This is a genomic window from Wenzhouxiangella marina (assembly GCF_001187785.1).
Taxonomy (GTDB): Bacteria; Pseudomonadota; Gammaproteobacteria; order Xanthomonadales; family Wenzhouxiangellaceae; genus Wenzhouxiangella; species Wenzhouxiangella marina.
This window is the reverse complement of the sequence record NZ_CP012154.1, coordinates 785,856-810,484: the sequence shown is the minus strand read 5'-3', so window position 1 is coordinate 810,484 and position 24,629 is coordinate 785,856. Positions and strand designations below refer to the sequence as shown.

Here is a 24,629-nt window from a genome sequence, read left to right as displayed (position 1 = left end):
TGGCCGCATCCGCTCCCACGCAGAAGGATAATCCCGGCGCGCCGCCTGATCAATCGTTCTTCCGCAAGTTCATCGAAGCGTCACGAGCCAGGGGTCGGGATCAGATCCGACTCGGCCAGCGCCTGGAACAGGGGCCCCAGCGCATCGGAATAGGCTTCCCAGCGCTTGACCGAGCGCTTGTAGATGGGCTGGCGAACCTGGTTGACGCTGGCCGTGCGCACCACGCTCCTGGCCTGATGGAACTGCAGACAATCCGGGTGCCAATCCAGACCCAGCCAGTCGATCAGGCTGCGAATCTGAGCCTCGGGATCGGCGACCAGGGCCTCGTAGTCCTGGACCCGGACGCGTTCGGGCATGATCGTCAACCAGTGATCCATCAGGCGGCGATGGTCGATCAGCCGGCGAGCGATGTGTTCCTGATGGCAGGCCCACTGGATCTGCGCGAAGCCGGTCATCCAGCACGACACCGCGATGTCGCGGGGATCACGGCGAACGTAGACGACTCTCGCATTGGGGAACAGGCTCAGGATCCACCCGACCTGGCTGCTGTTGTCGGGCATCTTGTCGACGATGCGTAGCGCGTCGGAGCGACCCGACGCATTGATCAACTGTTGCAGGTGCCAGTCACCACACTGACGGAGATCGGCGGCCGTGGCCTCGGGCAGGCACTCATCCGGCGTCGCGTTTCGGCCCATCACATCGGGCAGGTGCTGGAAGCCACGCGTGGCGAAATGCCGCTCCCCGACGCCCGCCACCTGCGGATGCGCGGCGAGCACCTGTTCGGTCAGGGTCGTGCCCGAACGCGGCATGCCGACGACGAAGACCGGCACCTCGGAGTCATGACCGATGGCCATCCGATCCAGGATCAGCTCGCGGTCGAAGCGCTGGATCAGTCGGTCGACCTGGCGAGTGTAGTGTTCGGGTCTGTAGTTCCAGTCGCGCCGGGACCGGTGCTCCCACTGCAGGCGATTGCTCTGCTCGATATGCTCGGCGGCCCGCCGGTAGTCCTTGCGGCCATCGAAGACGTAGCCGAGCGCACCGTGGACCGAGCTCAGTCCACCGGAACGAAGCGCCTTGTCGTTCAGCATCGACTCGAGCTGCTCGACCCAGGTCGAGTCGAGGTCGCCGCGCTGACTGTAGGCCAGGCCGTTGAGCGCCGGGATGCAGCGCGGATTGATGGCCAGAGCGCGCTCGTAACGGAGCCTGGCCTCTTCCACCCGCCCGGCCGAAGCCAGCACCCGGCCGATATTCGCCTGGGTGGCGGCATGCTGCGGGCGCAGGGCCGCAGCCTGCTCGTGATGGCCGAGCGCGGCCTCGATGTCGCCTTCTTCCCAGGCGGCCTGGGCGCTGACCGAGTGCAGCTCGAAATGATCCGGATGGCGCTGATGGAGGGCATCGAGCAGCTGCCGGGCCTCGCCCGCCCGCTCGTCCTGGATCCAGACCCGCGCCAGAGTGGCCTGAGCGCGAACATCCTCGGGCTCGCTGGCCAGGGCGCGCTCCAGCCAGAGCTGGGCTTCCTCGAGTTCGGCCATGTCCAGCCAGACTTCGGCGATGTTGGTCGCGAGCGTGGCCGATGGCGGTTCCAGTTCGACGGCCCGGGCGTAGCAGTCCATGGCTTCTTCGAGCTGGTCCAGGGCGGCGTGGCAGCGGCCCAGATTGCTCAGCGGCAGGGCCTGGTCCGGCGCCAGTTCGACGGCGCGCTGGCAATGTGCCAGCGCATCGTCCCAGCGCCCCTGGGCGATCAGCAGTGGCCCGAGGTTCGAGTGGGAATGCACGTGATCGGGGTCGAGCTCCAGGGCTTTCAGATAGAGTCCGACCGCCTGACTCGGGCGCGCGCGCTGCCGTTCGGCATCCGCCCGCAGGGCCAGCAGCTGCGCATCGACGGGCTCTAGCCCTGCCATCGCTTGCAGGGCTTCGTCGGGCTGCTCCAGCTTGAGCAGGCCAACGGCGAGATTGATGCGGGCCGAACGCAGATCGGGCTGGATGGCCAGGGCTTGCCGCACGGCCGCCACGCCCTCTTCGACGCGACCCTGCCGACGCAGGGCTTCGCCGAGGTTGCTGTGGTAATGGGCCCGATCGGGCGCCTGCTTGATGGCCTGGCGCAGATCGCCCTCGGCGCCCTTGAGTTCGCCGAGCTGCAGGCGCGCCAGACCCCGCCAGTGAAGCAGACGGTGGTCACCGGGGCGGGACCCGAGCCCCTGATTGCAGAGTGCCAGGGCCTCGGCGGCGCGTCCCTGCTGCAGGGCCCGGACCAGGCTCGATTCGAAAGTTGAAGTGGGGGAGTCCATGGCGAAGAGTTTACGTGTTGGCGAGTGCCTGGATGAGCCCGAAGGCCCGATTGACAGGCCCGGCGACGCGGCCAATACTGCAGGCTGGACCTCGCCTGCTTGCATCTGAACGGGGACTGAAACCGCTGTTCAGGTCCGATTAATGCCTGGCCCGTATGCTCGATCCTGCCAACCAAAAAGGGAAGTCAACCATGAAAACCATGTTCACCCGCACCGCTCTGCTCAGCCTGTTCCTGCTTGTCCTGAGCGCGTCGGTCCAGGCCCAGCAGAATTACTATGTGGACGTGACCAACAACACCGGTTACACCATCATGTACATGTACGTCAGCCCGGCCGATGCCCGCACCTGGGAAGAAGACGTGCTCGGCGCGGACGTGCTGCCCACCGGCCAGACCGGCCGCGTCAATCTGAACGGCTACCACAGCCCGATCTTCGACATCCGCCTGGTCGACGAGGACGGTGACACCTATACCTTCTGGCAGGTGGACGTCTCCACCAGCGACCTGGTGGTCACCCTGGCCAACATGGATTAGTAAGTCAGTTCCTGGAGGCGCGACCGCCCGGTCGCGCCTCTCATAGGTGAACAATGCGGGCCAGGCTCAGCCGACGTGCTGATCGATCAGGATCGGGTTTCCGTCCGGGTCGATGGCCGTCAGATGCCCCGGCCCCGCCCCGCCCTCATCCACCCGCTCGATCAATTCGACCCCTGCGGCTTCGAGCTGCCTCTGGATTTCCCGCACATCTTCGAACCCGTCCAGGGTCTCGCAGTTCGCGTTCCAACCCGGATTGAAGGTCAGGATGTTCCTGTCGAACATGCCCTGGAACAGACCGATGATCTGATCGCCGTTACGCATCATCAGGTAGTGATGCGCGGGGTCTCCACCGAAGACCTCGAAGCCGAATTTCTCGTAGAAGGCTCTGGAGCGGTCCAGGTCCTTGACCGCCAGACTGATCGAAAACACGCCGAGCTGCATGATGGACTCCCGTTGTCATTGGAGCGCCCATCATCGATCGGGCTCGCCGTTCATGCAAACGGGGATCGAATGCGGTCAGGGAAACCTCAGGTCAGCGCCGTGGCCAACCAGGCTCTGGCCGTGCGCAGGTCACGCTTCAGGGTCGCCGTCGACACCTCCAGCACCTCGGCGGCCTCCTCGTCGGTCAGGCCACCGAAGTAGCTCAACTCGATGGCGCGCGCCTTGCGCGCATCCAGCGCCTCGAGCTCGGTCAGGGCCTGCTCGATATCGAGCACGTCGACCGGCTGCGCGGCCGAATCGGAAAGGTCACGGGTCAGCAGGGTCAACGGCGCCTGGCCGCCGCCGCGCTTGTCACGCCGGCGGCTGCGGGCCTGATCGATGAGCACCTGGCGCATGGCACGGGCCGCCAGCGCCAGAAAATGCGATCGATTCTTCGGCGTCAGAGCCAGTGAATCGAGTTTCAGAAAGGCTTCGTGGACCAGCTCGGTGGGGTCGCACTGGGGGCTCGATTCGCCGGCCAGTCGCTGTCGAGCCATGGCGCGTAGCTGCTCGTGCACGGCCGACCAGAGCGCCTGATCCGCGCCAGGCTCACCACGCGCCGAGCGGCGCAGCAACTGGGTCAGATCCTCGGCCATGCTTCGTGAATTCCCGCCCCTGCCTGTAGCCAATGATTCGATTCTAGCCGAAAGCTCGCCTTATCCCTGCAGGACACCGAACACGCAAGGACTCGAGCACCATGAGCGCATTCCCCGCCCTCCGTCGGCCAGGCCTGGCCCTGCTGACTAGCCTGTTGACCCTGTCGATCGCCCAGCCCGGGAAGAGTGATGTCAACGATGACCTGGAACTGAAGATCGCCGCCCTGATCGCCAGTCACAACCTGGCCCTGCCGATTTCCTTCGTGCCCGACCCGGTGTTCGGGATTCCCGCCAGCGCGGTGACCTTCGGCACGAACCTGGGCCTGAAGGACACGCGCGCAATCTTCGTCACCCCCGGGGACTGGGCAGACTGGCCCAATACCGACGACGGTTGCCACTACGAGTTCGACCTCGATCAGTCGACCGCCGACTACAAGAACCTGCTCGGCTTCGCCACGCTCCGGAACGTGCCCGGGACCTGGGGTGATCTGACCCTTAGCGGTCAGGTCCAGGTGGTCCACGCCAACACCGACGTCAACGTGCACGTAGCCAACGAGCACATCCTGCCGGACTGGCTGGACCCTCAGACCGTGGCCTTTCCGCCGGGCCAGCACGACATCGACTGGCGCGCCGAAACCCAGATCTCGGATGCCTTCGACATCATCATTCCTGCCGCTCTGCTGACCTACAACTCGATCAAGTACGGCTCGGCCGTCGCCAACCAGGGCTGGTCCGCCGCCCGCCAGGCCGCCTCCCAGGACGCCGCCCGCCAGGTGATCCAGAACATCGCGATCGAGCTCGGTCTGGTGACTGCCTCGCAGTTGTTCAACGGGCGGACCTCGGTGGTGCACGAGCGTGATCAGCTGATCACGATCTACAAGGAGCACCCGCCCGAGATCACGACCGATCAGCCGGTGATCACCCTGGAGGCCACCGACTTCGGCGGCGTGCTCTACCAGCGGGTCGCCGACGCCCTGCGTGCCACGATCGAAGCCAGCGACCCCTGCGGCCTGCCCTTCACCCTGGGCAACGACGCGCCGGCCCTGCTCGGCGTGGGCGACAACGTCCTGACCTGGACCGTGCGCGACAACGGACCCTTGCCGGGCGGTGGTTTCAACAGCGACTTCATCCTGCAGCAGATCACCGTCGAGGACACGCAGGCGCCGATCCTGGTCGCCCCGCCCAGCCGGGTCATCGAGATTCCCGCCGTCGAGGCGGGCCTGGATGCCGCCAGCGTGCAGCTCGGCGCCCCTCGCGTCGTCGATCTGGCCGATCCGGACCCGAGCGTCGACAACGACGGCCCGAGCTTCTACCCGATCGATTCACGCTCACCGATCACCTGGACCGCGACCGACGCTTCCGGCAACGCCAGCCAGGCCAGCCAGCTGATCACCATCAAGACCGAGGGCAGCAACACGGCACCCACGGTGCAGGACGTCACGGTCAGCACCCTGACCTCCGAGCCGGTGGATCTGGTGCTGAGCGGCCAGGACGGAGACTTCCTTGACGGGGCCTTCGACCCCTTGAGCTTCCGCATACTCCAGCGTCCGCTCAACGGCGAATTCGTCGCCCCGCTCTACCCCTTCTTCATCGAGGACTATCGCACCTCGCCCGGCGGACCCTACGGCGAGGCGTTCTACCTCAGCGACAACCGCGCCGCCTGGCTGTTCGCCAACGTCTGCCAGGTGCTGCCGGGCCCGAACGCCGACAAGATCGACGTCGACTGGGTCTACGAGCCGGAGTTCGTGCACGTCGATGACGCGGGCAAGGTCTACATGGTCGACCGCTACTGGCAGTGCTCTGCGAGCTCCGCATCGAGCTTCCCCCGCATCTCGACCTGGGATCAAGACGGCAACTTCATCGGCCAGATCCAGTACGAGGGCGCGAATGACGCCTTCGTCCTCGACCGCGACGGATTCATCTATGAATTCAAGACCGTCGGATCGGGCAGCAGCACCGAGGTCGTGGTCAATCGCTGCGCGACCGACTTCGAGGGCAAGGCCTTCCGCTCCGAGTACTGCGACTCGCTCGGCAGCATCAACAGCTCGAATTCCCCGGTCAACGTCTCGAGCGCGCGCTACGCCCGCGTCGACAGCGCTCAGGGCCTGCTCTACGTCACCGACCAGCAGCGAGTGCATGCCTTCGATATCCGCAACGACCCTCCGGCACCGATCTTCCTGGGCACGCTGAACCAGAGCGCTCCCTTCCCCGAGCCCACATCATCCTGTGCGGGCAGCAGCCTGCTCGGCTGGGCGATGGAGATCGACAGCGAAGGGAGTCTCTACATGGTCAACTGCATCAACGAGCGGATCGACAAGTTCTCCCGATCCTACTTCGATGACCAGGGCAACTTCATTCCCGGCGACTACGTCGGCTGGATGGGCAGCTGCACCGGCAGCACCAACAACGCCTGCGACATGGACCGGATGGCGAGCAAGGGCTTTGCCTGCACCGATGCCACCTGCAGCAGGGCGCCGCTGGCCGTGGACCTGGCCGGGGATGAGCCGGGACAGTTCGACGAACCCCTGTACATCGCGGTCGATCCCAACGACGTGCTCTATGTCGCCGAATGGGGCAACTACCGCATCCAGCGCTTCGCCACCGACGGCAGCTTCGCCGGCCAGGCGCAATCCACCGGCACCGGGGTCAATCAGGGCGCGCAGCCCGGCTTCGTGCTGGGCAATATGGGTCGACCGCGCGCCGTGTCGGTCAACTCCAACCAGTTCTTCGTGGTCGATCGCGAAGAGGGCTTCCTGCACGTCTTCGAGACCTCGCCGCTGAAGGACATCACGGAGAACTCGGCCACCGTGACCTATGTCTCCAACTTCGATTTCCACAGCGCCGCCGATGGCTTCCAGTTCGTGGCCAGCGATGGCCTCGATGAAAGCAACATCGGCCTGGCGACGATCAACGTCGCGCGCAACTTCCGGCCCCCGGTGACGCAGGATCAGGCCCTGAGCCTGGCGGAGGATTCCTCCATCGAACTCGTCCTGAGCGCCGAGGACCCGGATGGCATCCTCGGGATCGACTTCAATGGCCTGGACATTCTCAGCTACCAGATCACCGAAGCGCCCACCCACGGCACGCTTGCACTGGTCTCGAGCGACAACGAAAGTGTGACCCTGAGCTATACGCCTCATCCGGACTATTTCGGGACGGACCGACTGCGTTTCGTCGCGAACGACGGCGTGGAGGATTCAGGGGTAGCCACCATCGATCTCGAGATCATCCCGGTCGACGATCCCCCGCGCATCCTCGAAAACGAGCTGCCGGCGCGCGTCGGCCTGGGCTTCCCCTTCGTGCTGCGCGGCGTGTTCGAAGACGACGGGGCCACGGACTACTTCACCTCGGTGATCTGGGACGGCAGCAGCACGGTCGCCGAAGGTGGGGTCAACGAGACCAATCCGAACAATCCCTTCATCGAAGGTGTGCTGCTGGTCGAACCGCTGCAGGGCAAGGGCAATGGCTACGGCATCGCCCAGCACGTCTTCACCACCCCGGGCGTCAAGACCGTGCGCTTCTGCATCCTCGACCAGGACGGTCAGGGCGAGTGCCTGACCAGCGAGGTCACCGCCGAGCCGCTGGTCAATCTGGGTCTGGAACTGCCCGAGGATCAGGGCGAAACGCCGCCACCGGAAGTGCCGATCGGCAGCGCCTTCACGATCGACGTGATCGTGGGCAACCTGCTGCCCGAGGGCGTCTCGGGACTGATCGCCCAGGCCATCGCCATGCAGGGCGTGATCGAAACGCCGGGCGTGGTCTTCACCGGCGCGTCCGAAGGCAGCTGCACGATCAGCCCCGACGGGCAGTCGATGAACTGCGACTTCGGCGACTTCGCCGCCGGCGAGCAGCGCCTGGTCACCCTGAGCTTCGCCACGGATTCCGATGTGCCGCATGACACGGACGCCACGATCCGCTTGAGCTTCACGACCGAGTCCGAGGCCGTCAACGAAGTCACGGAAGCCTATCTGACACGAACGATCATCGACCCCGACATCATCCACCGCGACCGCTTTGCTGCTCCGTAACGCGGGGCATCAAACTGGTTTCTCAAAGACATCGGCAAGGCAGGGTTGAGAACCACGAAGGCACGAAGGACACGAAGAAAAGCAAAAAAAGCTTTTGATCTTCCTTCGTGCCCTTCGTGTCCTTCGTGGTTTATCAGTTTCTTCGCACCTGTCCCCAAGCTCAGTGCAGCCCATCCAATAATCGATGGTGAATCCGGGCTCGCTCGGGGTCGGGGTCTTCCAGCGTGGGGAGTTGACGAAGCTGTCGTAACCCCGACCCGCACCTTCGAAGTGATCCAGCATCGAGTACTGTGCGGGCTGCAACTCGAAGACGGCACCCCAGGCCTCATGAACCGTTCCGGGGCAGGCCCGCAGATTGGCCTTGGCCGAGCCATCCGAACCGCGCTTGTCGAAGACCAGACGCCAGCCGGGAAGGCGAACGCGCCCGAGACACTCGACCGGCCCCAGGCGCTCGATCAGGCGCCGAGGGTGAAGATTGGAACCATAAGCCAGATAGAACAACAATCGCCAACCACGTCGGGAATGGAATCTTACTGGTCTTTCTCCGCGCCTCTGCGCCTCTGCGAGAGCACACTGGCGTAGGCTGGAATCAGCCCGAAACCCCGGCGCTGATAGTCAAACGAGACCGCGGGGTCGGAACAGATGATCGTGCAGGTTGAGGGCGTAGCGGTCGGTCATGCCGGCCACGTAGTCGAGGACCTGGGTCAGGGTGTCGGCCTCGACGATGCGATAGCTGTCGGGGATCTCGTCGGGGTGGGCCAGCAGGTACTCGACGAGCTGGTGGATGACGCCCCGCGCCTTGTCGTTCTGCTGCACGGACTCGGGTCGGAGATACACGCGCTCGAACATGAACTCGCGGAAGGTCTTCATCGCCAGCAGCACCTCGGCCTCCATGGCCACCTTGCCGCGCTTGCAGGACTCGCGGATGACCGCCTCGACCATGGTGTTGATCCAGCTCCGGCCTTCAACGGGCCCGAGCGCATCGACGACGTCGGCGGGCAGGTCCTCGCGGGTGATCACGCCCGCACGGAGCGCGTCCTGCAGATCGTGGTTCAGGTAGGCGATGCGATCGGCAAAGCGGCAGGCCCAGCCCTCGGCCGTATGCGGCGGCGGTTTGACGCGCCAGGTGTGGGCACGGATGCCGTCCAGCACTTCCCAGCTCAGATTGCAGGGCTCGAGGACCTCGAACAGGCGCACGCCCTGGGCCGAATGCAGCCATTCGCCGCCTTCGACGTAGTCCGACAACGCCGCCTCGCCCGTATGGCCGAAGGGTGTGTGACCGCAGTCGTGGGCCAGGCAGATCGCTTCGGTCAGGACCTCATTGAGGCCCAGGGCCACGGCCAGGGCGCGGGCGACCTGGGTGACCTGCAGCGTGTGGGTCATGCGGGTGACGAAGTGGTCACCCTCGGGATTGATGAAGACCTGGGTCTTGTGCTTCAGACGCCGGAAAGCCTTGGAATGCAGCACTCGATCACGATCGCGCTCGAACTCGCTGCGATAGGGATCCGGGTCTTCCGGCCGTGTGCGTCCGCGCGACTCGATCGAGCGCGTGGCCAGGGGCGAGAGCTCGGCTTCGCGGGCCTCGCGCTGCTCGCGATCGACCGGGCTCAGGATGGGTGTTTCGGGAACCGCACTCATGAGGTCAGTCTACAGGGCCTGCTTGACGGATTCATTGAATCCGACATGAATCCGACCCCCGGCGTCGAAGACGGGCCGCTTGATCAGGGTCGGATGCTCGGCCAGGAAGCCCGCCGCCCGGGCCGGGTCCATGGCCGCTTCGCGATCGGCCTCGTCGAGCTGGCGCCAGGTCGTCGAGCGCCGATTGACCAGTGCCTCCAGGCCCACGCCATCGATCCAGCGCTGGATCGTCTCGGCGTCGATGCCGTCCGCTCGGAGGTCGTGCCAGTGATGCTCGTGCCCCTCGGCTTCGAGCCATTTGAGCGCCTTGCGACAGGTATCGCAGGCCTTGATGCCATGGATTTTCATAACAGCAGTCTAGTCCATTCGCATCGACGACCAGTCAGCGCGCCGCGCGCAGCAGCTCGTTCACCGAGGTCCGCGAGCGGGTCTTCTCGTCGACCTGCTTGACGATGATGGCCGCGTACAGGCTGTGGCTGCCGTCCTCGGCCGGCAGGCTGCCCGCCACGACCACGGAGCCGGCCGGGACGCGACCGGTGAGGATCTCGCCGGTGGCGCGATTGTAGATGCGCGTCGACTGGCCCAGGAAGACGCCCATGCCGATGACCGCGCCCTTCTCGACGATGACGCCTTCGACGACTTCGGAACGAGCGCCGATGAAGCAGCCGTCCTCGATGATGGTCGGGTTGGCCTGCAGGGGCTCGAGCACGCCGCCGATGCCGGCACCGCCGGAGATGTGCACGCCTGCACCGATCTGGGCGCAGGAGCCGACGGTGGCCCAGGTGTCGATCATCGAGCCCTCGCCCACGTAGGCGCCGATGTTGACGTAGCTGGGCATCAGCACGACGTCCTGGCCGATGTGGGCGCCACGACGAACGGTGGCCGTCGGCACGACCCGGGCACCGCATTCGCTGGCCCGGTCGCTGTCATCGGCGAAGCGCAGATCGACCTTGTCGAAGTAGTGGCTGGCGCCCCCCGGCATTTCACGATTGGCCGTGATGCGGAAGTGCAGCAGGATGGCCTGCTTGAGCCACTCGTTGACGACCCAGCCATCGGCGCCGGGCTCGGCCACGCGCAGGCGGCCGTCTTCCAGTCCGCGCAGGCAGGCATCGACGGCGCCGCGTAGTTCGGCGCTGGCCCTGGCGGGTGACAGATCGGCCCGCTCGCTCCAGGCCTGCTCGATGGTCTCTTTCAGGGTTGCGTGTTCGTTCGACATTCCGGTGTCCATTGGCATCCGAGGTGAATTCTTGCTGGCCTTTCAGACGTCCAGACGCTTGCGCAGTTCGGCTTCCAGCGCCTGACAGGCCTCCGCATCCAGGGCCTGGCCGTCGCCCTCGCCGACCAGGAACACGTCCTCGACGCGCTGACCGAAGGTGGCCACGCGGGCGTCGAACAGGCGCAGGCCGCGAGCGACCATGGCCTCGGCGATGGCCGACAGCAGGCCCGGTCGATCGGTGGCGGCGATGTCCAGGCGCGTGCGGCCCTGCGATTCGCCGAGGCTGATTTCCGAGCGCCCCATGAAGGGCTGCAGGCGTCGCGGCACCGGCCGCGGCGGCAGGGGGCGCACTTCCTTGGCCGAGAGCTGCTCGGCCAGCGATTGACGAAGCCTGGCCGCGTCCGAGGGATTGAGCGGCTGGCCGTTGGCGTCCATGACCTGGAAGATATCCCAGCTCCGGGCGTCCTCGCTGGTCACCACGCGCGCGGCCAGCACGTTGAGCTGCATGCGATCGAGTTCCCGCGCGACGACGGCGAACAGGCCGGAGAAGTCCTCGGCGTGGACGAAGACCTCGCTGATGCCCTTCTCCGGCAGGCGGCGGCAGGCCACCAGGGGCAGTTTGCTGCCGGCCAGGACTTCCGAGCTGGTCCAGATCAGCTGCTCCGAATCGAGCCGCAGGAAGGCCGAGTCGGGCAGCGTCGACCAGAGCCCTTCGACGTCCGAGGCCTCGGCGCCCCGCTCGACCAGACCGGCCAGGGCTTCGGCGCGCGTCTCGGCCACGCTGGCCTGGCGGTCGACGGCCTGGTCCGGACCCCGGCTCAGGGCCTCGCTGGCCGCTACGTAGAGCTCCCAGAGCAGGCTGTCCTTCCAGGAGTTCCAGAGCTTGGGGCTGGTCGCGGCGATGTCGGCCACGGTCAGGACGAACAGGTGGTTCAGGCGCCGCTGGCTGCCGACGCGCTCGACGAAGCGATGGACAACCTCAGGGTCGGTGATGTCCTCGCGCTGACTGGTCCGGGACATCAGCAGATGATCCTCGACGAGCCAGACCACCATTTCGCGGTCGGCCTCGCTCATGTCCAGCTGGTCGACGAACTCCCGCGCGTCCCTGGCACCCAGCTCGGAGTGATCGCCGCCCCGGCCCTTGGCGATGTCGTGGAACAGGGCCCCGAGATAGAGCACCTCGGGCCGTTCGATGCGCTTGAAGACCTCGATCGCGTGCCCGAACTGCTCCGGATACTTGCCGTAGGCGAAGCGGCGCAGGTTGCGGATCAGGAACAGGGTGTGCTGATCCACCGTGTAGACGTGGAACAGATCGAACTGCATGCGTCCGGTGATCTGGCCGAAGGCGGGCAGCAGGGCCGCCAGCACGCCGTAGCGATTCATGCGCGCCAGCTGGCTGTAGACCAGGCGCGGGCTCCTGAGCAGGGTCAGGAACTGGTGCAGGATGGCCGGATCGCGGCGGTAATCCTCGTCGATCAGGTACAGGTGCTCACGCACCAGGCGGATCGTCGAGGCGCGCACGCCGAGGATGTCGGGGTGCTCCGACAGCACCAGGAACAGGCGCATCAGGAGCTCCGGGTGGATCACGAAGGCGTGCGGATCCTTCAGCTCCAGATAGCCCTGATGGACGCGGAAATGCTCGTCGATGTCCGAGGACGGCAGGTGCTTGCGACCGGCCAGCAGTTCCTCGTCGAAGCTCTGCAGCAGACGTTCGTTCAGGCGCGCCAGCTGCATGACGTTGCGGTAGTAGCGTTGCATGAACTGCTCGACGGGCTGATTGCTGTCCGTGGGGTCACCGAAGCCGAAGGCCTCGGCCAGGCGGCGCTGGTATTCGAACAGCAGGCGTTCCTCGGAACGCCCGGCCAGGGCATGCAGGGCCCAGCGCACGCGCCAGAGGTAGTCCCGTCCGGCGACGAGATCGTCGTGCTCGCGCTCGCTCAGGAAGCCGTGCTCGACCAGACCGTGCAGGGTCGAGGTGCCGAAGTGCCGATGGGTGACCCAGCCGATCATCTGGATATCACGCAAGCCGCCCGGGCCGTCCTTCAGATTGGGTTCGAGGTTGTAGATCGTGTCCTCGTACTGGGCATGGCGCTCGTCCTGCTCCTCGACCTTGGCGGCGAAGAACTCATCCGCCGGCCACAGGCCCGGCGGCTCGGTCGCCCTGCACATGGCCCGGAACAGGCTGCCTCCACCGGCGAGCAGGCGAGCTTCCATGAGATTGGTGGCCACGCTCACGTCGCGCTCGGCCTCGGCCACGCAGTCGGCGACCGTGCGCACGCTCTGACCCGGATGCAGATCCGCATCCCAGAGCACCTGGATGAAACGCTCCAGCGGCTGGGCGTGTGCTTCGGGCGAGGTGTCATCGGGCAGCAGGATCAGCAGATCGACGTCCGAGTGCGGATGCAGCTCGCCGCGGCCGAAGCCGCCCACGGCGACCAGTTCGAGCCCGGCCCCCGCCGGCGCCAGGCGCTCCCAGGCCAGCAGGATCAGCTGTTCGATGACCCAGGCTCGGGCATGCACCAGCTCACGGATATCGACGTCTCGCTCGAAGGCCTGCTGAAGCCTGGCGTCAGCGGCGGTTCTGGCCTCGCGCAGGGCCGGCGCCAGCTCGGCAGGGTCGGAGCCCAGGCCGTTGAGCGCGGCCAGGTCCAGACAGTGCCGGGTGGCGGGAACCGCGCTGAGGCGTTCGGTCACAGCGGGTCGTCGGGCAGGCGGGTCAGGACGTCGACGCCGTCCTCGGTCACGGCCATGGTGTGTTCCCACTGGGCCGAAAGCGAGCGATCCCGGGTGATCACCGTCCACTCGTCGGGCAGCAGGCGGGTCGCCGCCTTGCCCAGGTTGATCATCGGTTCGATCGTGAAGGTCATGCCGGGCTCCAGCACCACGCCTTCGCCGGGGCGACCGTAGTGCAGCACCTGGGGCGCCTCGTGAAAGCCGCGCCCGATGCCGTGGCCGCAGTACTCGCGAACCACGGAGCAGCGCTGCGCCTCGGCGTAGGTCTGGATGGCGTGGCCGATGTCCCCGAGGGTCACGCCCGGCCGCACCATCTCGATGCCGATCTTCATTGCCTCGTGCGCGACCTCGCAGATGCGTCGGGCCTTGATCGAGGGCTCACCGACGTAGAACATCTTCGAGGTGTCGCCGTGCCAGCCGTTCTGGATCACGGTCACGTCGATGTTCACGATGTCGCCGTTCTTGAGCTTCTTGTCACTCGGAATGCCATGGCAGACCACGTGGTTGACCGAGGTACAGATCGACTTCGGAAAACCGCGGTAATTGAGCGGAGCCGGGATGGCCTCGAGCTCGTTGACGATGTAGTCATGACAGATCCGGTCCAGTTCGCCGGTGGTCACCCCGGGCTGAACGTGCTCCGCGATCATCTTCAGAACGCTGGCGGCCTGCTGGCCGGCCACGCGCATCGCCTCGATGTCCTCGGCGGTCTTGAGTTGGATTCCCTGGTTCATTGCTGAGCTCGGCTTCGAGGCCGGCATTGGATTACGGCGCCAGTCTACCTGAATGGAGGTGGAGGGCCGGAAATTCCAGTGCAGATTCCAGCGCCGAAGCGGCCAGAACATGGCTTCTGGCACGTGTATCGCTCACGTCGCGATGCCAGCATGGGCCTATCCTCCGCAAAGTCCGAAACAGGCTCGTACAGTCATGGCATCGAAACACAGGAATTCCGGGAATGCGCTGATCGTGGTGGTGGTCTGTCTGGCCATCATCATCGGCGCGATCGTCATCGTGGGCTCGATGGCCAAGAGCCGACCGGCGCCGGAGACCCGGCCGGTCAGCCAGGCCGCCATGCTGGTCGACGCGATCGCCGCCGAAGAAGCCGCCGGGCCCTTCCGCATCGAGGCTCAGGGCACGGTGCGCCCGGTCACCCAGACACGACTGGCGGCCGAGGTCGGCGGGCGACTGGTCGAGATCAGCGACCGCTTCGTGGCCGGTGGCTTCTTCGAGGCCGGGGACGTGCTGGCCAGGATCGACCCCAGCGATTACGAAGCCGCCCTGCTGCAGGCCGAGGCCGAGCTCGCCTCGGCGATGGCCCGTCTGGCCGACGAGACGGCCCGTTCCGAGCAGGCCCGGCGCGACTGGATTCGAATGAACGGCGAGTCGCGCCAGCCCAGCGAGCTGGTGCTCCGCCTGCCCCAGGTGGCCGAAGCCGAAGCCGCCGTGCAGGCCGCCGAAGCCGGCGTGATGCGCGCTCGACGCAACCTCGAGCGCACGGAAATCCGACTGCCCTACGACGGACTGGTGCGTTCTCGTGACGTCGACCTCGGTCAGTACGTGGCGCCGGGCACGGCCCTGGGCGTGACCTTCTCCGTCGCCACCGCCGAAGTCCGCCTGCCGCTCTCGAACCAGGACCTGGCCTACCTCGACCTGCCCAGCCCCGGCCGCAGCGGCGACTGGCAGCCGCCGGTCCGCCTGCGCGGCGAAGTGGCGGGCCAGCGCGGCGAATGGGAAGGCCGGATCATCCGCACGGAAGGCGTGGTCGACGAGAACACCCGCCTGAGCTATGCGGTGGTAGAAATCAGTGACCCCTACGGTCTGCGTTCGACCCGGCGCCAGGTCCCGCTGCAGATCGGCACCTTCGTCGAGGCCGAGATCGAGGGCCGGGACGCCACCGGCCTGATCGTGCTGCCGCGCCAGGCCCTGCGTCAGGACGATCGCCTGTACCTGATCGACGCCGAGGGCAAGCTCGAGATCCGATCGGTGGAAGTGATTCGCAGCACGCCGGATCGGGTCTATCTGCAGAATTCGATCAAGCCCGGCGACCCGGTCATCATGACCGCCATCCAGGCCCCGATTCCGGGGCTGGCCGTCCGCATGCGCGACAGTGCTGAATCGGTGGAACCCGAGCTCCGGGTCCTGCCCGCCGGCGAGCTCGCTGCCGCTCCCGAGGAGGATGAATCGTGAACCCGGAGCGCAACTGGTACGGCAACATCATCGCCTGGTTCGCGCACAACCCGGTCGCCGCCAACCTGTTGATGTTCAGCCTGATCCTGGGCGGCCTGTTCACCGCCTGGACAATCACCAAGGAAGTCACGCCCAGGATCGAGACCAATTACGTCACGGTCACCGTGCCCTATCGCGGCGGCACGCCGCGGGACGTCGAGCAGGGCGTCCTGATCAAGGTCGAAGAGGCGATCCAGGACCTGGAAGGCCTGCGCGAGATCGTGTCCACGGCCAATGAAGGCTCGGGGCAGGTCCGGGTCGAGGTGGACTCGGCCTACGACGTGCTCGAAGTCCTCGACCGGATCAAGGGTCGCGTCGACTCGATCTCGACCTTTCCGGCCGAGACCGAGCGCCCGACCTACCAGCGCACGACCTTCACCCAGCAGGTGATCTGGGTCTCGGTCTTCGGTGACGTGGACGAACGCACCCTGAAGGAAGCAGCCCGCCAGATCCGGGACGACATCACCGCCCTGCCCTCGGTCACCCGCGCCGATCTGGTCGGTGCCCGAGGCTACGAGATCGGCATCGAAGTGCGCGAGGAAACCCTGCGCGCCTATGACCTGACCCTGGGCGATGTAGCCCAGTCGATCCGCGCCTCCTCCCTCGACCTGCCCGGCGGGCGGATCGAGTCGCCCGGCGGCGACGTACTGCTGCGCTCCGTGGGCCAGGCCTACGTGGGCCGGGACTTCGAGGACATCGTCGTGCGCACCAACCCCGACGGCAGTCGGGTGCGGGTTCGCGACATCGCCGAGGTCCGCGACGGCTTCGTCGAGAGCGATTTCTACGCCCGCCACAATGGCGTGCCCTCGGTCGCCATTCAGGTCATGAGTCTGGGCGAGCAGAACGCCTTGGCCGTCTCCCGGGAAGTGCGCGACTACATCGACCGCAGCCAGGCCAGCCTGCCCGAAGGCATCAGCGTGGCCTGGTGGGCGGACACGGCCTACTACCTGGGCGAGCGCCTGAAGATGATGGGCGAGAACCTGCTGGCCGGCGCCCTGCTGGTGTTTCTGATCCTGACCCTGTTCCTGCGCCTGAAGCTGGCCTTCTGGGTCATGGTCGGCCTGCTGGTCGCCTTCCTCGGCTCGCTCTGGATGCTGCCGGCGGTGGGCGTGACCATCAACATGATCAGCCTGTTCGGCTTTCTGGTCGTGCTCGGGATCGTGGTCGACGACGCCATCGTCATGGGCGAATCCGCCTATACGGAAATCCGCGAGCATGGACATTCGGCCGACAATGTCGTCAATGGTGTCCACAAGGTGGCCGTGCCCGCCACCTTTGGCGTGCTCACCACCATCGCGGCCTTCTCGCCGATCCTGATGGTCTCGGGCGTGCAGGGCCAGTTCTTCGCGCCGATCGGCTGGGTGGTCGTGCTCTGCCTGCTGTTCTCCCTGGTCGAATCCAAGCTGATCCTGCCGGCGCATCTGGCGCATATGCGGCTCAAGCCGCATGCCCAGGACACGACCAACGGCTTCATCCGCTTCCAGCGCAAGTTCTCCGAGAGCCTGTTCCACCTGGTCGACACGATCTACCTGCCCTCGCTGAAAGTGCTGCTGAAGAATCGCTACGTCGCCCTGGCGGGCTTCATCGCGATCTTCATCCTGTCCCTCGGCCTGGTCATCGGCGGCTTCCTGCGCGTGGTCTTCTTCCCCGATTTCGCCAGCGACTTCCTGCGCGTCAACCTGGAGATGAACGAGGGCACGCCCAGCGAAGTGACGCACGCCAACATGGACCACCTGGCCGAAGTGCTGCACGAGATCGACGCCCAGGTGCAGCAGGAAAACGGCTTCGACGAGCCGGTGATCCGGACGGTCTTTGCCTGGTCCGGCGACACCAGCGGCAGCATGATCGTCGAGCTCAACCGCGACGAGGAAAACCGCATTCCCAATCGCGACTTCGAGCGCCGCTGGCGTGATGCGGTCGGGCAGATCCCGGGCGTGCGCGCCCTGCAGATCGGCGGCGCCGGTGGCCCCGGCGGCGATGGCCCGGACCTGAGTTTCCAGCTGGTCGGCCGCAATCTCGAGCAGCTCCAGGCCGCGGCGGCCGAGCTCGAGGCGCGGATGCTCGAGTACAACGGCACCTTCGACGTACGCAATTCCTTCGAGGGCGGCCTGCGTGAGCTGCAGCTGCATATCCGTCCCGAAGCCGAGGTGCTTGGCCTGAGCCAGCAGGACCTGGCCCGCCAGGTCCGCCAGGCCTTCTTCGGCGAGGAAGTGCAGCGCATCCAGCGCGGCCAGGACGATGTGCGCGTGATGGTGCGCTACCCACGCGCGCAGCGCGAATCGGAAGGCTATCTGGAGGCGATGCGCATCCGCACGCCGGCCGGCGACGAGATTCCCTTCAGCGCCGTGGCCGATGTCGAGATCGGCAGCAGCCCCTCGAGCATCCGCCGCTTCGACCGAGAGCGCTCGATCAGCGTGACCGGCCGCGTCGACAAGGAGATCGGCGAGCCGGGTCGCATCGCGGCGGAACTTCGCCAGCAGGTGCTGCCGGAGATCCTCAGCGGCTACCCCGACGTTCGCTATCGACTGGGCGGCGCGACGCGCAGCCAGCAGGAAGTCACCCGCGACCTCGTCGTCGGCGCCATCTTCGCCTTCTTCCTGATCTACGCCCTGCTGGCCATCCCCCTGAAGTCCTACCTGCAGCCGCTGCTGATCATGTCGGTCATTCCCTTCGGCATCGTCGGCGCGATCCTCGGCCACTGGATCATGGGCATTCCGGTCAGCCTGCTCAGCCTGTTCGGCATCATTGCCCTGGCCGGGGTGGTGGTCAACGACAGCCTGATCCTGGTCGATTTCGTCAACCGGCACCGTCGCGCCGGCCAATCGCGCATCGAGGCGGCCATCCAGGCGACGCGTTCTCGCTTCCGCGCCATCATCCTGACCTCGATGACGACCTTCCTCGGCCTGGCACCGATCGTGTTCCTGGAATCGAGCGCCCAGGCTCAGCTGGTGGTTCCGATGGCGACCTCGCTGGCCTTCGGCATCCTGTTCGCGACGGTCATCACCCTGGGCCTGATCCCGATTCTCTACCTGATCCTGGATGATGTCGTCGCGGGGATCATGCGCGCCTTCGGCTTCGACCCGAGCCGCCGCTTCGTCGACGAGGCCGAGGCAAGCTGACGAGGTCGGACCCGGTGGCTCGATCGAGCCGCCGGGCACGGGATGGATCGCCCGGAATCAGACCCGCGTGCGAAACAGCCAGTCGCCGATCGGATAGGTGATGTTGAAATTGTGGTGGGCCATCAGCGAAGGATCGTGATGACGATGGTGCAGCTGACGAAGCCGGCGAAGCAGAGGCAGCGCCAATAGCCGGGAATCTTCGGGCAGGTGATAGGCCAGATGCAGCAACTCGTAGTTGAGGTAGTAAAGCAGGGCCACGAGCACGAACAGCCAGGCGACGTTGGCCGAGAAGCCCCAGGCCAGCACCAGACCCACCGGCAGGGCGAAGGCGCCGAAGAAGAACACCATCAGTACGGCCGGAAACAGCACGACCTTGCAGTCACGCCAGCTCTCCAGCTCCATCACCTGATCGGTGAAGAAGCGATGATGCTGGCCGCTATGGCGCTTGTAGATCAGGCCCAGGCCTGGAACCTTGCGGTGCATGACCCATCGGTGCCCCGCGTATTCGACCAGATTGGCGTACAGGAAGGTCAAGGGAATGGTCAGCCACTCCAGGGGCTGGAGCACGCTCAGCTGGCTGATCGCCCAGACCGAGCCGCCGATGGAAAACAGCAGAATGAAGGCGAAATGCGCCTGGCCGGAATACCAGGACGGAATCTCGGCCTGACGGAAGGTCTGTCGGTAGCGTTCGGTGGCGTCCATCCCGATCAAGGGTGCCAAAGCCGCTCAAGCTGCGCAAGTCGGATGAGTCGAGCGAGGCATTGACGTAGAATTCGAACCCATGGGCAGGCATTCACTTCAGGGCAAGACCGTCTCGCTGGTGCTCGGCTCCGGCGGTGCACGCGGCCTCGCGCACATCGGTGCGATCGAAGAGCTGGAACGTGCCGGCGCGAAGATCGAGGCCCTGGCCGGCAGCTCCATGGGCGCCCTGGTGGGCGGGATCTATGCCGCGGGCAAACTCCCCGCCTATCGGGACTGGGTCTGTGGCCTGGAGCAGTCCGATGTGCTGTCCCTGGTGGACTGGACCTTCTCCGGCGGTGGACTGATCAAGGGTCGCAAGATCATCAACAAGCTGTCCGAGCTGGCCGGCGAAACCGATATCGAGGACCTGGAGATCGATTTCACGGCCGTGGCCGTGGACCTCGACCAGGGGCGCGAAGTCTGGCTGGATCGCGGCCCCCTGTTCGACGCCATTCGCGCCTCCATCGCGATCCCGGGCGTGTTCACCCCGCATCGCTACCGCGATCGCATCCTGGTCGACGGCGGCATTCTGAACCCTATCCCCGTCGCCCCGACGCTGCGGCACATGACCGATCTGACGGTGGTGGTCGACGTCAACGGCCCGCCGGACCCGGCCTATGACGAGAACGGCAAGAAGAAGAACGGAAAAGGGAACGGGAACGAGGAAGATCGCAACGGCCTGATGGACAAGTTCCGGGACTTCGTCGACGGCCTCGGCTCGGACCGGCCACCCAAACCGGATCAGCCGGGCCTGTTCGCGGTCATGCTACGATCGCTGGATACGATGGAATCGGTGATCTCGAGGCAGCATCTGGCCATTTTCCAACCGGATCTGGTGGTTCAGGTGCCGAAGAACATCGCCATGATTCATGAATTCCACCGGGCCAACGAGATCATCGAGTGCGGCTCCAGACTGGCACGCGACGTGTTCGCGCAGCCCGCGCCGGACCAGGGAATCGAGCATGTTTGAAATGGAAGACGACGATCAGAACAGCGCACTCTTCGACCAGGCGGCCGATGCCGTCGTCGATCTCGGCAACCGCCTGGCTGCCGAGAACCCGGACGCCGATCCCTGGGCGCTGGCTGACGGACTGATCGCCGGCGCGGTGCATTACTGGCTGTACGCCCATCAGCCCCAGGACTTCCCGGACGAAGACGACATGATGAGTTCGCGCGAACGCCTGGAAGAACTCGTGCGTCAGGTGATGGAATCGGCCGAGGAAAGCGAATACCTGCACTCGCCAATGGACAACGACGTCGGGCGGGCCTGAGCCCAGCCGAGTCCTTCATCCCGGGCCGCCAGCCCGTCCCCGGCGGGCTGGAAGCAGAGCGGTCGAGCCGGCGTCACCGGCCCGACCAATGTCTCCGGTTTAGCTCAGGGACGGTCCGCGTCCCGAATGGCTCTGAACTCATTGCCTTCACGCCAGTTCGGCCACTGCTCGCCATCGGCCAGCTCACGGCCGACCATGTAGAGCAGCTCCAGATCTTCGGCGACGCCACGCAGATCCCAGTCCGGGTTGAAGACGTCGGCGGGCTTGTGGTAGGCCACGTCGCGGTACTCGCGCTGCTGGGCCATGCCGTATTCCGTGCCGAGCTCGCGATGGTCGACGCCACCCTTGGCGTACAGGGCCGGCACGCCCACGCGGGCGAAATTGAAGTGATCGGAGCGGTAGTAGAAACCGGCTTCGGGGGTCGGCTCCTGCACCATCACGCGGCCCTGCGCCTCGACCGCCGGCAGGAGAATGTCCTCGAGTTCGGAGGAACCGTAGCCGACCACGACCACATCGTTCGTCGGGCCGATCAGGCTCATCGCATCCATGTTGATCGCGGCGACCGTATGGTCCGTCGGAATCACCGGGTTGTTGACGTAGTAGCGAGAACCCAGCAGACCGTACTCCTCCAGCGTGACCACGAGGAAGGTCACGGTGCGCTTCGGCGCGCCGGCTTCCTGATAGAGGCGAGCCAGTTCGAGCATCGCCGCGGTGCCGGAGGCGTTGTCGACCGCGCCGTTGTAGATGCCCGTCGTCCCCGGCAGGGCCATGTTGCGACCCAGATGATCCCAGTGCGCGACGTAGACGATGGCCTCGTCCGGGCGTTCGGTGCCCGGGATGCTGGCCACGACGTTGTAGGACTCGCCCCGGCGAATGCTGTTGCGGACGCTGCCACTGACGCTCATGCCCAGGCTGACCGGGTCGAACTCCGCCGTCTGGGCACGGGCCTTCTCGGCCTCGAAGTCCAGGCCCGCACGCTCGAAGAGCTCACGCGCGGTGTCGACGGTGATCCAGCCCTCCAGCGGCATGATCGGCTCGCCACTGGGTTCACCCAGCTCGAACTGCGCGCCCGACCAGGAATTGATCACGACTTCCCAGGGGTAGGAGGCCGGCTCGGTCTCGTGCACGATCAGTGCGGCAGAGGCCCCCTGACGAGCGGCCTCTTCGTACTTGTAGGTCCAGCGACCGTAGTAGGTCATGGCCCGGCCATTGAAAAGGTCTTCGTTGCCCGTCTCGAAGCCGGGATCGTTGACCAGGATGACCACGGTCTTGCCCTCGACATCCAGGCCTTCGTAGTCGTTCCAACCGTACTCCGGGGCAACCACGCCATAGCCGACGAAGACCAGCCCGGAATCGGACACGCCGTGCGGGTCCGTGCCCAGACGACGGGAGCCGATGATCATCTGCTCGGGATAGTTCAGGGTGAAGCTTTCATCGCCTTGCTGGACCGTCAGATCCGAGCGCTCGACATTCGTCAATTCCACCATCGGCACGGGCTGCAGATAGCTGTCACCGTTGCCCGGGGCCAGGCCGAGCTCGAGAAACTGGCCGACCAGGTAGTCCAGAGTCAGACGTTCACCACGAGTCCCGGGGGCGCGGCCTTCGAATTCGTCCGAGGCCAGGATCCGCAGATGCTCCGCGTAGCGATCGACATCGATGCCATCGCCGGGGATCGGCGGCAGCGCCGATGCGACGGTCTCCACCACCTCGACCACTTCAGGGGCAGGCGTGGGCTCGACTTCGGTGGACGCGCTGGAGGCGGCTTCAGGGTCTGAGCCCTGGCAGGCAGCCAGCGTCAGGGAAAATGCCGCGATGGCGGCGGCGTTGAGCTTTTTCATGGTGATCCTGCACGAGTGACACAGCCGCTGATTGTAGCGCAGGCCGCGTGTCCCAGCGTCGGGCTCAGATCACACCGTTCTCGAAGGCCTTCAGCACGGCGCGGGTTCGATCCCGCACGCCCATTTTCGACAGGACGTTGGAGACGTGGTTCTTGACCGTCCCCTCCGCCACGTTCAGTGCATTGGCGATTTCCTTGTTGGAATAGCCACCGGCCATCAGCCTCAGGATCTCCGTCTCTCGCTCGGTCAGGGGGTCGGGCTGATCCAGACTGCTGAATTCATTTCGCACCTTCCCCAGCCCTTTCAGGAGACGCTGGGTCACGGCGGGCTTGACGATGGTCTTCCCGGCTGCCACGGAGCGCACGGCTTCGAGCAACTCCTCCAGGGCGACGTCCTTGAGCAGGTACCCTCGGGCACCGGCACGAATCCCGCCGAGGACCAGTTCGTCATCGTCGAAGGTGGTCAGGATGATGGTCGGCGGCAACTGCTCGGCCTCCTTCAGTGCCATCAAGACCTCCAGACCGTTCTTGCCGGGCATGCGCATGTCCAGCAACAACACGTCCGGCGCCAGCTCCGGCACCTTCTCGATTGCGCTTTCTCCGTCCGAAGCCTCACCGATCACTTCGATGTCTTCGGCCAGGGCCAGCAAGGACCGCACCCCCTGTCGAACCAGGGTCTGATCATCCACCAGCATGACCTTGATCATGCACTTCCCTCCAGGGGCATCCACGCCCGCACCTGAAAACCGGCCCCGGGCCGGGTTGCTATGTCGACGCGACCACCGAGCTCTTTCAATCGCTCCCGCATCCCGTTCAAACCATTCCCCGGCATCAGCTCGGAGACCCCTCGTCCATCATCCCGCGCTTTCAAGCTGAGCCCATTGCTGCCGGATTCCAGGGAAATCCAAAGATTACTCGCAGAGGCATGACGCACGGCATTGGTAATCAGTTCCTGCGCGACGCGCAACAGGATCTGCGCCCGTCGCGGGTCCGTCAGTGAGACCGAATCGGGAATATCGAGATGAATCTCCAGTTCAGGCACGCCCTGGGCCAGCATCTGGAGGGAGCCACGCAGATCGACCTGATCGTCCTCTCGCATGTCACTGACCACTTCCCGAACATCGGCCAGCAACAACCTCGCCAGCGAAGTCGCCTGCTCGACATGTTCCTTGGCCTTGCCGGAACTGAGGTGGCTCGCCACTTCGAGATTGAGCGACAGCGCCGTGAGATGATGCCCCACCAGATCGTGCAGTTCGCGGGAAATGCGGACCCGCTCGGCAATTCGCGTGTTCTCGGCCAGCAGATTCTGGGTCGCCAGAAGCTCGGAATTCAGCCGTCGGAGTTCGCCTTTTGCCTGCACCTGCTTCAAGGCCAGCAGGGAAGCGATGAAGGGAAACAGCGTCAGCCCGAAGTTCATAAGAAAGAAAACCAGCGCGAGCAACCAGCTGCCTTCGGGCGTCCACAAGGCCCAGAGCCCGAAGGCCATGGCCAGAACGATCATCCACCCGACACTGAGCACCACCGGCAGCATCCAGGGTAGAAATGCCGCCACCACCATCGCCAGCAGGCTACCGATGGCCGAGCGCGTGAAGTAGCTCACCGCAAAGGCAGAGACCGACAGCACGCCCAGCACCATGATCCGCCGCCACAAGGCCGCTCGCCACTGCAGGCGAACCGTGGGATGAAGAAGGGCGAGCAGAAAAAGAATCGCACCGGACCACCAGCCAAGAATGTCCTGCTGCGACGGGGGCTCGGAAGTCAGCCAGGGAAAGAGCACCAGGGGAATCGCAGCCAGCACCCAGACCAACAGCCCGAAATAGCGAAGCCAGTCCACCGGCTGCCACTCGAGAAAACGGTGCAGGGATTGCGATCGTCCTGAACTCATGCGCCTATCATAAGTGGTTTCGCCCTCGACAGGACAATGGA

The 24,629-nt window shown here is 65.5% G+C and carries 18 protein-coding genes; 6 read left to right on the top strand and 12 right to left on the bottom strand.

Annotation, left to right across the window (positions count from 1 at the left end; all coding sequences use genetic code 11):
• Positions 1-80: 80 nt before the first annotated feature.
• Positions 81-2,288: a tetratricopeptide repeat-containing sulfotransferase family protein gene (locus tag WM2015_RS03480; RefSeq protein ID WP_049724737.1), complete on the bottom strand. Its 2,208-nt coding sequence runs from the start codon at positions 2,286-2,288 to the stop codon at positions 81-83.
• A 191-nt stretch (positions 2,289-2,479) separates the two neighbouring features.
• Between WM2015_RS03480 and WM2015_RS03475 the strand changes: the two genes are divergently transcribed.
• Positions 2,480-2,821, top strand: coding sequence for a hypothetical protein (locus tag WM2015_RS03475; RefSeq protein WP_245609804.1), 342 nt, complete (start codon positions 2,480-2,482; stop codon positions 2,819-2,821).
• Between the two features lie 66 nt (positions 2,822-2,887).
• Here the strand turns inward: WM2015_RS03475 and WM2015_RS03470 are convergent, their stop codons facing one another.
• Both WM2015_RS03470 and WM2015_RS03465 read right to left on the bottom strand, forming a co-directional pair.
• Entirely contained in the window at positions 2,888-3,262 is a 375-nt protein-coding gene (locus WM2015_RS03470; RefSeq protein ID WP_049724735.1) for a VOC family protein, read from the bottom strand.
• Positions 3,263-3,348: 86 nt separating this feature from the next.
• Positions 3,349-3,897 carry an ECF-type sigma factor gene (locus WM2015_RS03465; protein WP_049724734.1) on the bottom strand — a complete coding sequence of 183 codons (549 nt, stop codon included), beginning with the start codon at positions 3,895-3,897 and terminating at the stop codon, positions 3,349-3,351.
• A 101-nt stretch (positions 3,898-3,998) separates the two neighbouring features.
• Here WM2015_RS03465 and WM2015_RS03460 point away from each other — a divergent pair, with 101 nt between their 5' ends.
• Entirely contained in the window at positions 3,999-7,925 is a 3,927-nt protein-coding gene (locus WM2015_RS03460) for an Ig-like domain-containing protein (protein WP_049724733.1), read from the top strand.
• Between the two features lie 615 nt (positions 7,926-8,540).
• Here WM2015_RS03460 and WM2015_RS03450 read toward each other — a convergent pair.
• From WM2015_RS03450 to map, 5 genes are read right to left on the bottom strand one after another with little or no spacing between them, the layout of a single operon-like run.
• Positions 8,541-9,563: an HD domain-containing protein gene (locus tag WM2015_RS03450; protein WP_049724731.1), complete on the bottom strand. Its 1,023-nt coding sequence runs from the start codon at positions 9,561-9,563 to the stop codon at positions 8,541-8,543.
• A 9-nt stretch (positions 9,564-9,572) separates the two neighbouring features.
• On the bottom strand, positions 9,573-9,911 hold the full coding sequence (locus WM2015_RS03445; protein ID WP_049724730.1) for an arsenate reductase: 339 nt from the start codon (positions 9,909-9,911) through the stop codon (positions 9,573-9,575).
• A 34-nt stretch (positions 9,912-9,945) separates the two neighbouring features.
• A complete protein-coding gene (gene dapD, locus WM2015_RS03440; RefSeq protein ID WP_049726961.1) occupies positions 9,946-10,779 on the bottom strand; it encodes a 2,3,4,5-tetrahydropyridine-2,6-dicarboxylate N-succinyltransferase in 834 nt (277 codons plus the stop codon).
• A 42-nt stretch (positions 10,780-10,821) separates the two neighbouring features.
• Complete coding sequence (gene glnD, locus WM2015_RS03435) at positions 10,822-13,473, bottom strand: [protein-PII] uridylyltransferase (protein ID WP_049724729.1); 2,652 nt, start codon at positions 13,471-13,473, stop codon at positions 10,822-10,824.
• Positions 13,470-14,270: a type I methionyl aminopeptidase gene (map, locus tag WM2015_RS03430; RefSeq protein ID WP_156200796.1), complete on the bottom strand. Its 801-nt coding sequence runs from the start codon at positions 14,268-14,270 to the stop codon at positions 13,470-13,472. The genes glnD and map overlap by 4 nt, the downstream gene beginning before the upstream one ends.
• A gap of 166 nt (positions 14,271-14,436) precedes the next feature.
• On the opposite strand from map, the gene WM2015_RS03425 reads away from it, so the two are divergent.
• Positions 14,437-15,696: an efflux RND transporter periplasmic adaptor subunit gene (locus WM2015_RS03425; protein ID WP_049724727.1), complete on the top strand. Its 1,260-nt coding sequence runs from the start codon at positions 14,437-14,439 to the stop codon at positions 15,694-15,696.
• A complete protein-coding gene (locus tag WM2015_RS03420) occupies positions 15,693-18,854 on the top strand; it encodes an efflux RND transporter permease subunit (protein ID WP_049724726.1) in 3,162 nt (1,053 codons plus the stop codon). Before WM2015_RS03425 ends, WM2015_RS03420 begins: the two co-directional genes overlap by 4 nt.
• A gap of 57 nt (positions 18,855-18,911) precedes the next feature.
• Here the strand turns inward: WM2015_RS03420 and WM2015_RS03415 are convergent, their stop codons facing one another.
• Entirely contained in the window at positions 18,912-19,556 is a 645-nt protein-coding gene (locus WM2015_RS03415) for a sterol desaturase family protein (RefSeq protein ID WP_049724725.1), read from the bottom strand.
• A 79-nt stretch (positions 19,557-19,635) separates the two neighbouring features.
• Here WM2015_RS03415 and WM2015_RS03410 point away from each other — a divergent pair, with 79 nt between their 5' ends.
• The gene (locus tag WM2015_RS03410) at positions 19,636-20,565 is read left to right on the top strand and encodes a patatin-like phospholipase family protein (protein ID WP_049724724.1); all 930 of its coding nucleotides are present in this window, start codon (positions 19,636-19,638) and stop codon (positions 20,563-20,565) included.
• The gene (locus tag WM2015_RS03405; protein WP_245609803.1) at positions 20,558-20,866 is read left to right on the top strand and encodes a hypothetical protein; all 309 of its coding nucleotides are present in this window, start codon (positions 20,558-20,560) and stop codon (positions 20,864-20,866) included. The genes WM2015_RS03410 and WM2015_RS03405 overlap by 8 nt, the downstream gene beginning before the upstream one ends.
• Positions 20,867-20,970: 104 nt before the next feature.
• On the opposite strand, the gene WM2015_RS03400 is transcribed toward WM2015_RS03405, so the two are convergent.
• The 3 genes from WM2015_RS03400 to WM2015_RS03390 all read right to left on the bottom strand — a co-directional run bounded on the left by WM2015_RS03400 (position 20,971) and on the right by WM2015_RS03390 (position 24,588).
• On the bottom strand, positions 20,971-22,704 hold the full coding sequence (locus tag WM2015_RS03400) for a M28 family metallopeptidase (protein WP_049724722.1): 1,734 nt from the start codon (positions 22,702-22,704) through the stop codon (positions 20,971-20,973).
• 64 nt (positions 22,705-22,768) lie between these two features.
• Positions 22,769-23,410, bottom strand: a complete 642-nt coding sequence (locus tag WM2015_RS03395; RefSeq protein ID WP_049724721.1) for a response regulator — start codon at positions 23,408-23,410, stop codon at positions 22,769-22,771.
• The gene (locus tag WM2015_RS03390) at positions 23,407-24,588 is read right to left on the bottom strand and encodes a sensor histidine kinase (RefSeq protein ID WP_049724720.1); all 1,182 of its coding nucleotides are present in this window, start codon (positions 24,586-24,588) and stop codon (positions 23,407-23,409) included. Before WM2015_RS03390 ends, WM2015_RS03395 begins: the two co-directional genes overlap by 4 nt.
• Between the last annotated feature and the right edge of the window lie 41 nt (positions 24,589-24,629).